At 64.7% G+C, this 12,093-nt stretch carries 12 protein-coding genes, 1 tRNA gene and 1 riboswitch; of the genes, 3 read left to right on the top strand and 10 right to left on the bottom strand.

The genetic code is table 11. The features are described 5' to 3' along the window. Positions 1-25: 25 nt before the first annotated feature. Positions 26-142: riboswitch (TPP riboswitch) on the bottom strand. 131 nt (positions 143-273) lie between these two features. Beyond that, positions 274-534 carry a DUF4235 domain-containing protein gene (locus tag HMI58_RS05760; protein WP_171584637.1) on the top strand — a complete coding sequence of 87 codons (261 nt, stop codon included), beginning with the start codon at positions 274-276 and terminating at the stop codon, positions 532-534. Positions 535-545: 11 nt separating this feature from the next. Here HMI58_RS05760 and mnhG read toward each other — a convergent pair whose 3' ends face one another. Genes mnhG through HMI58_RS05730 form a run of 6 tightly spaced genes read right to left on the bottom strand, consistent with a single transcriptional unit; the run spans position 546 to position 6,889 of the window. Further along, entirely contained in the window at positions 546-941 is a 396-nt protein-coding gene (gene mnhG / locus HMI58_RS05755) for a monovalent cation/H(+) antiporter subunit G (protein WP_171618446.1), read from the bottom strand. Positions 942-944: 3 nt separating this feature from the next. Continuing rightward, positions 945-1,205 (bottom strand): monovalent cation/H+ antiporter complex subunit F, encoded by a 261-nt coding sequence (locus HMI58_RS05750; RefSeq protein ID WP_171618445.1) that lies wholly within the window; start codon positions 1,203-1,205, stop codon positions 945-947. Beyond that, complete coding sequence (locus HMI58_RS05745) at positions 1,202-1,786, bottom strand: Na+/H+ antiporter subunit E (RefSeq protein ID WP_171618444.1); 585 nt, start codon at positions 1,784-1,786, stop codon at positions 1,202-1,204. The genes HMI58_RS05750 and HMI58_RS05745 overlap by 4 nt, the downstream gene beginning before the upstream one ends. Further along, complete coding sequence (locus HMI58_RS05740) at positions 1,783-3,393, bottom strand: Na+/H+ antiporter subunit D (protein ID WP_171618443.1); 1,611 nt, start codon at positions 3,391-3,393, stop codon at positions 1,783-1,785. The genes HMI58_RS05745 and HMI58_RS05740 overlap by 4 nt, the downstream gene beginning before the upstream one ends. Then, a complete protein-coding gene (locus tag HMI58_RS05735; protein ID WP_171618442.1) occupies positions 3,390-3,884 on the bottom strand; it encodes a Na(+)/H(+) antiporter subunit C in 495 nt (164 codons plus the stop codon). The genes HMI58_RS05740 and HMI58_RS05735 overlap by 4 nt, the downstream gene beginning before the upstream one ends. After that, the gene (locus tag HMI58_RS05730; RefSeq protein ID WP_171618441.1) at positions 3,881-6,889 is read right to left on the bottom strand and encodes a Na+/H+ antiporter subunit A; all 3,009 of its coding nucleotides are present in this window, start codon (positions 6,887-6,889) and stop codon (positions 3,881-3,883) included. The genes HMI58_RS05735 and HMI58_RS05730 overlap by 4 nt, the downstream gene beginning before the upstream one ends. A 222-nt stretch (positions 6,890-7,111) precedes the next feature. Here HMI58_RS05730 and HMI58_RS05725 point away from each other — a divergent pair, with 222 nt between their 5' ends. Beyond that, entirely contained in the window at positions 7,112-8,524 is a 1,413-nt protein-coding gene (locus HMI58_RS05725) for an MFS transporter (RefSeq protein ID WP_225667917.1), read from the top strand. 3 nt (positions 8,525-8,527) lie between these two features. On the opposite strand, the gene dcd is transcribed toward HMI58_RS05725, so the two are convergent. Together dcd and kynA are read right to left on the bottom strand one after the other, a co-directional pair. Then, positions 8,528-9,103, bottom strand: coding sequence for a dCTP deaminase (gene dcd / locus HMI58_RS05720; RefSeq protein WP_171584624.1), 576 nt, complete (start codon positions 9,101-9,103; stop codon positions 8,528-8,530). Positions 9,104-9,137: 34 nt separating this feature from the next. Continuing rightward, entirely contained in the window at positions 9,138-9,992 is an 855-nt protein-coding gene (kynA, locus tag HMI58_RS05715) for a tryptophan 2,3-dioxygenase (RefSeq protein ID WP_171618440.1), read from the bottom strand. 178 nt (positions 9,993-10,170) lie between these two features. On the opposite strand from kynA, the gene HMI58_RS05710 reads away from it, so the two are divergent. Further along, positions 10,171-10,244 (top strand) — tRNA-Gly (locus HMI58_RS05710). Between the two features lie 34 nt (positions 10,245-10,278). Here the strand turns inward: HMI58_RS05710 and HMI58_RS05705 are convergent. Together HMI58_RS05705 and HMI58_RS05700 are read right to left on the bottom strand one after the other, a co-directional pair. After that, on the bottom strand, positions 10,279-10,617 hold the full coding sequence (locus HMI58_RS05705; protein WP_171618439.1) for a YnfA family protein: 339 nt from the start codon (positions 10,615-10,617) through the stop codon (positions 10,279-10,281). Between the two features lie 37 nt (positions 10,618-10,654). Further along, positions 10,655-11,977 carry an MFS transporter gene (locus tag HMI58_RS05700; RefSeq protein ID WP_171618504.1) on the bottom strand — a complete coding sequence of 441 codons (1,323 nt, stop codon included), beginning with the start codon at positions 11,975-11,977 and terminating at the stop codon, positions 10,655-10,657. Positions 11,978-12,093: the final 116 nt, after the last annotated feature.

Below are 12,093 nucleotides of genomic sequence, written 5' to 3'. Positions count from 1 at the left end.
CCCGCAGCAATGCCACTGGCCGGGCACCCTGAGATACTCGACTCCCTTCGCCGGTACTAGCCGGATCAGGTTCGAGGGTCTGCGGTAGTCCGCACTCTCAGCGCCCGCTCATCATCTGAGCGGCGCTCCCCTGTCGTATGTTTAGCAGTTTCAACTCTACACCTGAGCCGAACGCGTCAACCAAAACCGGGCGGACCCCAGCAGTGGATGCGTCGTTGTCTGCTGAGGGAAACGCTAGGCTAGGAAAAAGAGCCACCATCGAAGGAGACACCCATGAATCAGCTTATGAAACTGCTCGGCGTTGCGCTGAGCCTCGGGGCCGGAATTGTCGGCGCCAAGCTAGTGGATTTCATCTGGCACAAGACCACCGGCAAGGCGACGCCGAAGGACGAGGATGCCCTTGAGAACAGCCTGCGCTCCGCCATCGCTTTCGCCCTGATTTCCGGTGCGGTCCGCGCGGTCCTCCAGGTCCTGACAAACCGCACCACGCAGAAGGCGGCCCTCCGGTTCGCGAAGACCCGCGACCTGACGTAAACCGCAGTTCTTTACGTCTCGTCGGGGCGCTCGGTCGGATTCCGGCCGGGCGCCCTTTTGTTGGCCGCCTTCTCCACGATCTCGTCGAGCTCGTCCATGCTGAGCAGGTCCCGCCGCAGGTGCTTGGTGCGGTAGCCCGCCCGTCCCACCATATGCGCCGAAACGGGGACGGTCAGGAGCATGAAAATCCAGCACACCAACAGCACGGGCAGCAGTATCCAGCTGCGCAGCTGGAGCGCCATGGCCAGCAGGAACAGCAGCAGCCCCAGTACCTGGGGTTTGGTGGCCGCATGCATCCTGGTCAGCAGGTCGGGAAACCGAAGCAGCCCGACGCCGGCAGCGACGGACATGAGAGCGCCGCCGATCAGGAACACGGCGGTGAGTGCGTCAATCACTGTCTCGTTCATGTCCTATTTCCTGTCCGTCACGAAGCGCGCCACGGTTACCGAGCCGATAAACCCGATCACCGAGATGGCCACGAGGAGCACCACATTGTCCAGGTGCCGGTTGACCGCCATGTCCATCGCGAGTGCCCCACCGATGGTGGCGAGCAGCACGTCGATGGCAAGCACCCGGTCCAGGATCGAGGGACCCCTTGCGATGCGGTACAGGGCGCACAGGGCGGCCAGGATGAGCAGCCCCGCGGCGATGAAGATGGCGACAACCATCATGTGCTGGCCCCTTCCTGGCGGGAGTCGTTCTCTTCGTCGAACCGTTGCTCGGTTTGGAGCAGCGCCAGGTCGTCCCGCGTTCCCATGATCTTGATCAGCCAGGCCTCCGTGGTCCGGACGTCGGAGCGGATCTTCGCCGCGTCCTCGGGGGTGGCGACGTTCAGGCAGTGCAGATACAGGGTGGAGGTGGAGCGGTCCACTTCAATCACCAGCGAGCCGGGGATGAGGGACAGGGCGTGCCCGGTGGTGGTGACCAGCAGATCCGACTGGCTGCGCAGTTGCACGGCGACGACGGCGTTCACGAGGTGCGGCCCGCGGGTCAACGAAAGCCAGAACACCTCAAAGCTGGCGATCACGAGCTTATAGATGAACCGGACCGCGAACGGCACGGCGTAGAGCACGTTGAACCGCCCGCTGAGCTCTACCGGCGGCAGGTACAGCAGGTTCGCGACGGCGTAGGCGATCAGGCCGCCGAAGATGAGGTTGCCCGGGCTGAAGTCCTGCCAGAGTGCACCCCAGACAATGACCAGCCAGATGATCAGGGGAAGCTCGGTGATGAAGGGGATTTTCTGCCGGGTCATGGCGCGCTCCCCTCGCCGAGGACTGCCTCAATGTAGTCGGTGCGGTCCAGCATGTTCTGCGCTGCGTTGTCGCTGATCTCGAAGAGCGGGCCCGCCAGCAGGGTGAGCAGCACGCCGAGTCCCACCAGCCCCATGGTGGGGCCGACCATGGTGCGGGGCAACAGGTTGACCGGGTTGCGACCGGAGAACCGGCCGGTCGTTTCACCGTTGACGCGCTGGGAGGTGCGGACCGCTGAACCGTCGGCCTTGGTGGCCAGCAGGATCGGGTCGGGGTGGAGGGCGTCTTCCGGGCGTCGCCAGAAGGCACGGTTCCAGACCCTGGCGATCGCCAGCAGCGTCAGCAGGCTGGTGATCACGCTGGCCGCGACGGCCACGTAGGCGATCGGGGAGCCCAGCTCGACGCCGGCCTGCAGGATTCCGAGCTTGCCAAGGAATCCTGAGAACGGCGGAATGCCGGCGAGGTTCATCGCCGGGATGAAGAAGAGGACCCCGAGGAGGGGCGAGAGCTTGGCCAGCCCGCCAAGGCGGTCCATGTTGGCGGTCCCGCCGCGGCGCTCGATCAGACCGGTGACCAGGAAGAGGCTGGTCTGCACGGTGATGTGGTGCGCCACGTAGAAGATGGCGGCACCCAATCCGACCACAGTGGAGATGGCGAGCCCGAAGATCATGAATCCGATGTGGCTGACCAGTGTGAACGACAGCATTCGTTTGATGTCGGACTGCGCCAGGGCGCCCAGGATACCCACCACCATCGTGAGGATCGCGACCACCATCAACAGCGTGTTGATCCGGTCGCCTGGGAAAAGGAGGGTCTCGGTGCGAACCATCGCGTACACGCCCACTTTGGTGAGCAGGCCGGCGAACACGGCGGTCACCGGTGCTGGCGCCGTCGGGTAGGAGTCCGGGAGCCAGAAGGACAACGGGAACACCGCAGCCTTGATGCCGAAGGCCACCAGCAGCATCAGGTGCAGCATCATCTGTGTGGAGGGGTCGATCTCGCCCAGCTTCACGGCAAGGTCGGCCAGGTTGATGGTGCCGGTCGCTGCGTAGATCATGCCGATCGCGATGAGGAACAACAGGGAGGACACCACGCTGACCACCACGTAGGTGACCCCGGCGCGGATCCGGGGGGTGGTCCCACCCAGGGTCATCAGCACGTAACTGGCGGTCAGCAGGATCTCGAAGCCCACGTACAGGTTGAACAGGTCGCCGGACATGAACGCGTTGGACACGCCCGCCACCAGGATCAGGTAGGTGGGATGGAAGATCGAGATCGGCCCGTCCTCGTCGCCGTCGGTCATTCCCTGCCCGGTGGCGTAGATCAGCACGGCGAGGCTGACCGCCGTTGAAATCACCAGCATCAACGCCGAGAACTGGTCGACCACCAGGGTGATGCCGAACGGCGGCATCCAGCCGCCGATGAACACAGCTGTGGCGCCGTGGACTGCAGCGTTCTGCAGCAGGAAAAGTTCGAGGATCAGGGTGATACTCAGCGTCGAAATGCTCACTGCACGCTGCGACCTTGAGTGACGGATCAGGAGGAAGGCGATTGCCGCACCGAGGAAGGGCAGGACGACCGCCAGCGGTGCGTAGCTTGCGATGTTCACCGTGGCTCCTTCGGGTCGGCGGGGAGGTCGAGGACTCCGGCGTTCTGGGATCCGGGGGCTTCCTCAGCCTCCTCAAGCGGGGTGAACTCGGTGGTCTCCTCGGGCACGTCCGCGTCGTCTTCGGCGTCGAAGCTGCTCTGGCTGGCCACCCTGCGGTCCTCCATGTCGTCCTGCACCTCGTCGCGCCGGCCCAATACCCAGGACCGGTAGATGATGCCCAGCATGAAGGCGGTCACCGCGAAAGAAATGACAATCGCCGTCAGGATCAGCGCCTGGGGCAGCGGATCCGAGTAGGCGTCAGCCGGGATGTCCTCCGAGTACAGCGGAGCGACGCCGGCACGGCCTCCGGTGGAGAGGAGCAGGATGTTGGCACCATTGGCCAGCAATATCAGGCCCAACAGGACCCTGGTCAGGCTGCGCTCCAGCAGCAGGTAGATGCCCCCGGCGAAGAGGGCTGCCATGACCACCAGCAGGGTGATGTTCACGCTCATCGAACCACTCCCTCGCCAGACTCGGTATGTTCCTGTTGCTGTGACTGCATGCTGTCCGGATCGGAGGACGCGGAAAGGCCCTCGCTGCGTTCATCGATTTCCGAGCCCAGGCTGCGCAGCACGTCAAGCACCAGCCCCACGACCACCAGATAGACGCCGATGTCGAAAACTGTCGAGGTGACGAACTTGACGTCACCGAAGACCGGCATCCAGAACTCGATGATGGCGGTCTGGAGGATCTGGCCGCCCATCAGGAGCGGAATCAAGGCGCTAAGGGAGGTGGTCGCCATGCCCGCGCCGAGTAGCACTCCCGCGCTGACCGGGCTGGCCTCAGCCAGTTCGAAACGCCCGCCCGCAAGGTAGCGCACGGTCAGCGCCAGGCCGGCCATCAGACCGCCAGCGAATCCACCGCCCGGGAGGTTGTGGCCCGCCAGGAGCAGGTAGATGGAGAAGATGATGATCGAGTGGAAGAGCAACCGGGTGACGACTTCGAAGATGATCGACCGCCGCTCGGGAGCGAGGGTTCGCCCAGCCACCAGCCACGCGTCCCGGGAGACCGAGGAGAACTTCTTCGCCAGCTCACGCGCCGCGGCTTCCCGCCCGAACTCGGCGATGGGTTCCTGACCACGATCGACCGAACCCGATTTGACGCTCTCGGCGCGCTGGCGGGTGTCGCCGCGACCCCTGATGAAGATCAGGCTGGCGATGCCGGTGGCCGCGATGGCAAGCACCGAGATTTCGCCGTAGGTGTCCCACGCCCTGATGTCCACCAGGGTGACGTTGACGATGTTCTCGCCTCCACCGCCCTCGTAGGCCAGACCCGGGTATTCGAGGGACACAGGCGTTGCGATGCGCGAGGCCATGGCGGACATGGCGATTGCCGCCATCACCAGGCCGAAAGAGATCCCCAGCACGGCGCGGAGCAACCGGTACCGTCCCGGTTCCCGCTGCCACAGCCGTGCGGGTAGCGAGCGCAGCGCAAGCACAAAGGCAACCAGGACGATGGTCTCCACCAGCATCTGGGTCAGTGCCAGGTCGGGAGCGCCCTGCAAAGCAAAGATCAGGGCCATCCCGTACCCGGTCACCCCGACCATGAGCACAGCCATGAAACGCTTGGTGGCCCGCACTGCGGCAAGGATTCCGAGGAGGATGACGGCGCCGGCCGCCACCTGGGCTGGCGAGTCCGCGTAGTGCCACCGGTCCGGAAGCGGTGCGTCGTAGAACACGATCGCCGTCAGCGGGGTGATGATCGCCATCGTCAGAATGACGAACAGGTAGAACGCCAGCGAACCGCGCTGGGTACGACCGGTGATCCAGACGGCTACGTCGTCGAGCGTGCCGATCGTGTACTTGTAGCCCCGCTCGGAGTCGATCAGGGCGGGCACCTTGGACTGGGCACGCTCCACCTGGGCGCGGAACCAGAACAGCAGGATTCCGACGGCGATGGTGACTGCCGACAGGGCAAGGGCCGGGGTGAAGCCATGCCACAGGGCAAGGTAGCTTTCCTCGCCGTCGGCCTCAAACAAGGTGACGTAGGGCTGGATGATGGCGTCCAGCGGCGCTGGCCAGAGTCCGAGTCCCACGGTGAAGACGGTGAGGACCGCCGGCGCGAACAGGAAGGATTTCTCCACCCGTTTGAACGGTGTGGCGTCCTCGCCCTTGCAGGCGAATCCGCCCCAGACGAAACGGGCGCTGTAGGCGAAGGTCAGCGCTGAGCCAGCAACGATGCCGACGAGCAGGAGGGTGCCAACGGGCGTGGGGTCGATCTCTGCCTGGTGGACGAAGGTTTCGAAGATCGATTCCTTGGCCACGAAACCCAGCAGGGGTGGGATGCCGGCCATCGACGCGGCGCCGATGGTCGCGATGACGGCGAGGGCTGGGGCGCTTTTGCGGATTCCGGCGAGCTTGCGGATATCGCGGGTGCCGGCCTGGTGGTCGATGATGCCGACCACCAGGAAGAGGGTGGCCTTGAACAGCCCGTGTGCCACGAGCATGCCCAGTCCGGCAAGTGCACCGCCTGGCCCACCGAGGCCCACCACCATGGTGAGGAACCCGAGCTGGCTGACCGTGCCGTACGCGAGGATCAGTTTCAGGTCATGCTGGCGCAGCGCCCGCCACCCGCCGATCAGCATGGTGGCCAGTCCGAGGATCATGATCATTGGCATCCAGGACGCGGCGTCGGAGAACCCTGGAGCGAAGCGTGCCACCAGGTAGATGCCAGCCTTCACCATCGCCGCCGCGTGCAGGTATGCGCTTACGGGGGTGGGGGCGGCCATGGCTCCGGGGAGCCAGAAGTGGAAGGGGATCAGCGCCGACTTGGTGATCGCGCCGACGAGGATCAGCCCGATCGCGACGTCGACCACCAGTCCGTTGGACAGGAGCGACTCGGACTGGGCCATGATGTCCGAGATCCGGTAGGTGCCGGCGGTCTGACCGAGCATGATCATGCCGACCAGCATCGTGAGGCCACCGAGGGTGGTGACGATCAGGGCCTGCAAGGCGGCGCGGCGGGCCGCAAGACGGTGCCGCGAGTAGCCGATCAGCAGGTAGGACAGGACAGTGGTCAGTTCCCAGAAGATGAACAGCAGGATCATGTCGTCGGCGGTGACCAGCCCGAACATGGCACCGGCGAACGCGAGGAGCTGCGCCCCGAACGGTCCAAGGTTGGGGTCGTTCTGCTTGAAGTAGCGTGCGCAGTAGAACAGCACAAGGGCGCCGATGCCGAGGATGAGGAGCGACAGCACGGCGGCCAGCGTGTCCATCCGGAACGCCAGTTCCAGGGCGAGGCTGGGGATCCACTGGAAGATGATCGACGGTGGAGCGTTGGGCTGGCCTTCGAGGAGGTTCTGTCCCTCCCCCGTGTACTGGTCGAAGGTGATCACAAGCCAGACGAACGCCGCCGCGGGGACCGCGGCCAGCACGTAGAAGCCTGAGCGGCCGAGCCGGCGGAAGATCAAGGGCGCGACAAGGGCTACCGCGAACAACGCGATGAGCACGATTAGCACGATGATCTCCTGATCTCTCAGTGTGAGACGGTCAGCTGTAGACAGCACGGACGGTCAGGGGCTTCGATCTATTCTACCTGTGGAATACAGGACCGGCCGCCGGGTTACGCCATCGGCAGGGAATTGGAGGCTGCAGGAATACTTCGGTGCTGTCAGGCGTTTTAGGGATCACGGGTTTTCGCCTCACCTCCTGAGGCACGGGCGCGGGATAGCATTCACCCTATGAGCGTGGATTCTCCCCAGCCAGCACCGTCCCAGCCCTCTTCGAGCGCCCGGGCGGAGGACGCCGTTCCCGGCCAGGCGAGTGGCGCGGGCAGGCTGCTGTCGCGGCCGGTGCTCGCGTGGGCATCCTGGGACTGGGGATCGGCCGCTTTCAACGCGGTCATGACCACCTTCGTCTTCACCGTGTACCTCACCAGTGACGCCTTCGGCGGGGAAGCCCGGGCCTCGGTGGTGCTGGGCTGGGGCCTGGCAATTGCCGGGGCCATGATCGCGCTGCTCGCGCCGGTGACCGGCCAACGCTCCGACAACGGCGGACGGCGGAAGCTCTGGCTCGGGGTGAACAGCCTCCTGGTGGCGCTGCTGACCGGCCTCTGCTTCTTCGTCTTCCCCCAGCCGGAGTTCCTGCTCCTCGGCGTCGCCCTGATCGCGCTGGCCAACATTTTCTTCGAGTTCGCGGGCGTGAACTACAACGCGATGCTGACGCAGATCTCGACCCCACGCAGTATCGGGCGGATCAGCGGGTTCGGGTGGGCGATGGGGTATGTCGGCGGAATTGTCGCGCTGGTTCTGGTGCTCGTCGCGTTTGTGGAGCCGGTGTTCACCTGGTTCGGCTCGGACACGACAGACAGCCTGAATATCCGGCTGGTCGCTGTGTTCTCGGCCCTGTGGTTTCTAGCCTTCGCCGTGCCGGTGATGTTCGCGGTGCCCGAAGTACCTCGTCGGGACAAAGCCGCACAGCTGGGCTTCCTCGCGTCCTACGGGCTGCTGTTCCGGCGGGTCAAAGCGATCTACAGGACCAGCCCGCACACCATCTTCTTTCTTCTCGCCAGCGCAATTTTCCGCGACGGCCTGGCAGCGGTTTTCACGTTCGGCGGCATCATCGCGGCGGGCACCTTCGGGTTCACGCTGAGCGAGGTGATCGTCTTTGCCATCGCCGGAAACCTGATCGCCGCGGTCGGCGCGATTATCGGCGGCTTCCTCGACGACCGGGTGGGCCCGAAACGGGTGATCATCGTCGCCCTGATTGGCCTGCTGATTGCCGGCTCCGCCGTCCTGATCCTTGGCCCGGGCACCTACGAGGTGCTGGGCTTCACCTGGACCGGCGATGTAACGTTCTGGGTGTTTGGTCTGATGCTGACCCTGTTCGTCGGTCCAGCGCAGGCGTCGTCCCGCGCCTACCTGGCCCGGCTGGCACCTGCGGGAGAAGAGGGTGAACTGTTTGGCCTCTACGCCACCACCGGCCGCGCGGTCAGCTTCCTCGCACCTGCCCTCTTCGCCGCATCGATCACCATCTTCGGTGAACAGCGGTACGGCATCATCGGCATTCTGGTGGTGCTGCTCGCGGGACTCCTCGTCTTGCTCCCGGTGAAGCCACCCGCGAAGGTGCCCCCCGCCGTCGTCCCGTCCTACTAGGACTCAGATAGCGGTGCGGTGGAAGTTCTGGTGGCTGCGCGACGCCGTCGGGCCACGCTGTCCCTGATATCTGTTTCCGTACGGGCCTGACCCGTAGGGGTGTTCCGACGGGGAGGTCAACCGGAAGAAGCAGAGCTGCCCGATCTTGGACCCTGGCCACAGCTTGATGGGCAACGTGGCCATGTTGGATAGCTCAAGGGTCACATGGCCGGAGAATCCCGGGTCGATGAAGCCCGCAGTGGAGTGCGTCAGCAGACCCAGGCGGCCGAGCGAAGACTTGCCCTCCAGCCGGGCCGCGATGTCGTCGGGCAGAGTCACTGTCTCGTAGGTCGATCCGAGCACAAACTCGCCCGGGTGCAGAATGAACGGTTCATCCGCATCCACCTCCACCAGACGGGTCAGCTCGGGCTGGTCCTCAGCCGGGTCGATGTGCGCGTACTTGTGGTTGTCGAACAACCTGAAGTAGCGGTCAATCCGGACGTCCACGCTGGAGGGCTGGACCATCGCCTCGTCATAGGGATCGAGCACAATTCGTTGGCGGTCAATTTCGGTTCGGATGTCGCGGTCAGAGATCAGCACGGTTCAAAAATACCGCAGTCCCTGGTGTTCGTGGTTACCGGCCAATCTCGGTACGCACCGCGTACAGCTCGGGGAAGAAGGTGAGCTCGAGTGCTTTCTGCAGGAAACCGACCCCCGATGAGCCCCCCGTGCCGCGCTTGAAGCCGATGGTCCGTTCAACTGTCTTCAGGTGCCGGAACCGCCAGAGCTGGAAGTTGTCCTCCAGGTCCACCAGCTCCTCGCACGCCTCATACAGGTCCCAGTGTTCGGCCGCATTCTCGTACACCGCCTTGTAGACCTGCACCAGCTCCGGGTTGAAGACGTGGGCAGTTCTGACATCCCGGTCAAGCAGCTCGGCCGGAATGGTGTGACCCCGGCGGGAGAGCAACCTGATGAACTCGTCGTAGATACTCGTCTGGTCCAGGAGCTCGGACAGCAGACCCCGCGCCGCCGGGTCATTGGTGAAGACTTCCAGCATCCCCGCGTTCTTGTTGCCGAGCAGGAACTCGACCGCCCGGTACTGGTAGGACTGAAATCCGCTGGAGGACCCGAGGTCTCCCCTGAACTCCGCGTACTCGGAAGGTGTGAGGGTGGCCAGGACCGACCACTGCTCGGTAAGGGAGCGCTGAATGTGTTTGATGCGTGCGATGCCCTTCATCGCCGAACGCAGGTCGTCGTCCTGGAGCTTCGCCCGGACCGCGCGCAACTCATGCAGGACCAGCTTCAGCCACAACTCCGACGTCTGGTGCTGGATGATGAACAGCATTTCGTCGTGGTGCTCCGGGCGGCTCACCGGGTGCTGGGCGGACAACAATTCGTCCAGTGACAGGTAGGAGCCGTAGCTCATCTTCTCGGTGAAATCCTTTTCGATTCCCGCTTCGATATCCCGGGTGTTCTTCTCGACGCTCATGGTCTTAGGGTACTCATCCCGTGGGGAACCGGGGCCGGGAGCCTCCTTGGCACGGAGATTGGCCCGGCGGGCGAGAGACTGCCTTCCCAGGCCCTGTGTTTTCGCAACGGTGAGGTTGGGGTAGGCTGAATCTCGTTGTTTTGCCGGGATCCAAGCCGCAGTGTTGGCTGGTCTCCAGGCGGGCGTAGCTCAATGGTAGAGCGCTAGCTTCCCAAGCTCGATACGCGGGTTCGATTCCCGTCGCCCGCTCCAATTTTCCTCCGGGGCAACTCCTGTGGTTCTGAGTTCAGACCACCGGCCGCGGAGCGAACATGATGACAGCCACCCCCACCAGGCAGAGCGCCGACCCAGCCAGATCCCATCGGTCCGGCCGGAACCCGTCGAAGACCACTCCCCAGGCGAGCGAGCCGGCGACAAAAATCCCTCCGTAAGCGGCGAGAATCCTCCCGAAGTTCGCGTCCGGCTGCAGGGTTGCAATGAACCCGTAAGCTGCGAGCGCCATCACCCCGAGTCCCGCCCACCACCAGGGCCTGCCCTCACGGATGCTCTGCCAGACCAGCCAGGCACCGCCGATCTCGGCAAACGCGGCGAGGACGAAAAGGACCACAATCAGGGCAATTGTCATAGTGCATTATCCCTGCCGCACCCCCGCCGTGCGCCGATCAGACAGCCGCATGGCGCCGTGCGGCGGGGTCCTTCGGGACGATCGCCACCAGCCGCCGTCGGCGATCCGATGCGTGGGTGTAGCGGAACCGCAGGGTCAGTTGTCCCTTCCGGGCTAGGACGACGGCGATCACTCCCGACGCCAGCAGCGGCACTCCACCGGCGATCAGCACCGTGGTGGGCGCACCGATGTTCTCGGCCAGCCAGCCGATCATCGGACCGCCGATGGCCTGCCCACCGATCAGCACCATCATGTACAGGGCCATGACCCGGCCCCGGATCGCGAGGTTGGACGAGATCTGCACCAGCTGATTAGCGCCGGTGATGAACCAGAGGCAGCCGATCCCGGCAAAGAACATCAGGATCGCGAAGACCGCCTGGTTCGGGGCAACCGCGCCAAGGGCCATGAACCCACCAAACGCGGCGGCACCACCGAGTACGCCCCTCAGCCTCAGGGTGGTCCGTCGGGTGGAGGCAAGCGCACCGACCAGCGACCCGGTGGCCAGCGCCGTGTTGAGGAATCCGTACCCCTGCGCGCCGGAGTCGAAGACGGTGTCGGCGAACGCCGCCATCAGCACCGGCGTACTCATGGCGAACACCGAGACGAAGGCCCCGGTGAGCATGCACCAGAAGATCGCGGGCTTTCGCATCACGTACCGGGCACCTTCGCGGAGCTGCCCTTTCGCCCGGGGTGCCCGCACGGCCACCGACAGCTGATCGGTCCGCAGCAGCGCGAGGGTGATGACCGTGTACAGGCACGCGACGGCGTTCACAGCGAATGCCCACCCGCCGCCGATCGCAGTGATCAGCACACCGCTGATCGCCGGGCCCACCATGGCACCCACCTGGAAAATCGAGGAGTTCAGGCTGATGGCGTTGCGCAGGTGCACCGGCCCCACCAGGTCATTGACGAAGACCTGCCGCGCGGGAGCGTCGACCACGGTGACCAGCCCCAGGGTGAACGCGATGATATAGACATGCCACACCTCCACCAGACCGGTCAGGGCGAGGACGGCCATCACGGCTGCCATCAGCGCCGCGAGGCTCTGGGTGATGATCAGGAGGATGCGCTTTGGGTAGCGGTCCGCGATGATGCCGCCGTAGGGTCCGAGGAGGAGAAACGGCGCGAACTGCAGCGCCACGGTGATGCCGACGGCGGTTACCGACCCGGAGAGTTCCAGCACCATCCAGTCCTGGGCGATGCGCTGCATCCACACTGCGATCACTGCGATCAGGTGGGAGATCGCGAAGCGGCGGAAGTTGGGGATTCGGAGGGAGATGAAGGTGTCGCGCCATGCGGGCCGCGCAGTGGTGATGGGCATGGGTGCGGTGAGCGTGGGGTCTCCGGCCGGGCTGGCGGAGGGCGGTGGGGGTGCCAAGGTGTCTTCCTGTGCTGGGAGTGGGGAACTCCTTCCACGCTACGCACCGTCGAATCATC

It is taken from the genome of Arthrobacter sp. 147(2020) (assembly GCF_013116715.1).
Lineage (GTDB): Bacteria > Actinomycetota > Actinomycetes > Actinomycetales > Micrococcaceae > Arthrobacter_D.
Note: the sequence above shows the minus strand (reverse complement) of the source record. Positions and strands in the feature narration are given on the sequence as shown.

Bases quoted from the DNA above. Each gene is read 5' to 3' on its own strand.
- HMI58_RS05760 (WP_171584637.1), top strand. From the start codon at position 274: ATGAATCAGCTTATGAAACTGCTCGGCGTTGCGCTGAGCCTCGGGGCC.
- mnhG (WP_171618446.1), bottom strand. From the start codon at position 941: ATGAACGAGACAGTGATTGACGCACTCACCGCCGTGTTCCTGATCGGC.
- HMI58_RS05750 (WP_171618445.1), bottom strand. From the start codon at position 1,205: ATGATGGTTGTCGCCATCTTCATCGCCGCGGGGCTGCTCATCCTGGCC.
- HMI58_RS05745 (WP_171618444.1), bottom strand. From the start codon at position 1,786: ATGACCCGGCAGAAAATCCCCTTCATCACCGAGCTTCCCCTGATCATC.
- HMI58_RS05735 (WP_171618442.1), bottom strand. From the start codon at position 3,884: ATGAGCGTGAACATCACCCTGCTGGTGGTCATGGCAGCCCTCTTCGCC.
- HMI58_RS05725 (WP_225667917.1), top strand. From the start codon at position 7,112: ATGAGCGTGGATTCTCCCCAGCCAGCACCGTCCCAGCCCTCTTCGAGC.
- kynA (WP_171618440.1), bottom strand. From the start codon at position 9,992: ATGAGCGTCGAGAAGAACACCCGGGATATCGAAGCGGGAATCGAAAAG.
- HMI58_RS05705 (WP_171618439.1), bottom strand. From the start codon at position 10,617: ATGACAATTGCCCTGATTGTGGTCCTTTTCGTCCTCGCCGCGTTTGCC.
- HMI58_RS05700 (WP_171618504.1), bottom strand. From the start codon at position 11,977: ATGCCCATCACCACTGCGCGGCCCGCATGGCGCGACACCTTCATCTCC.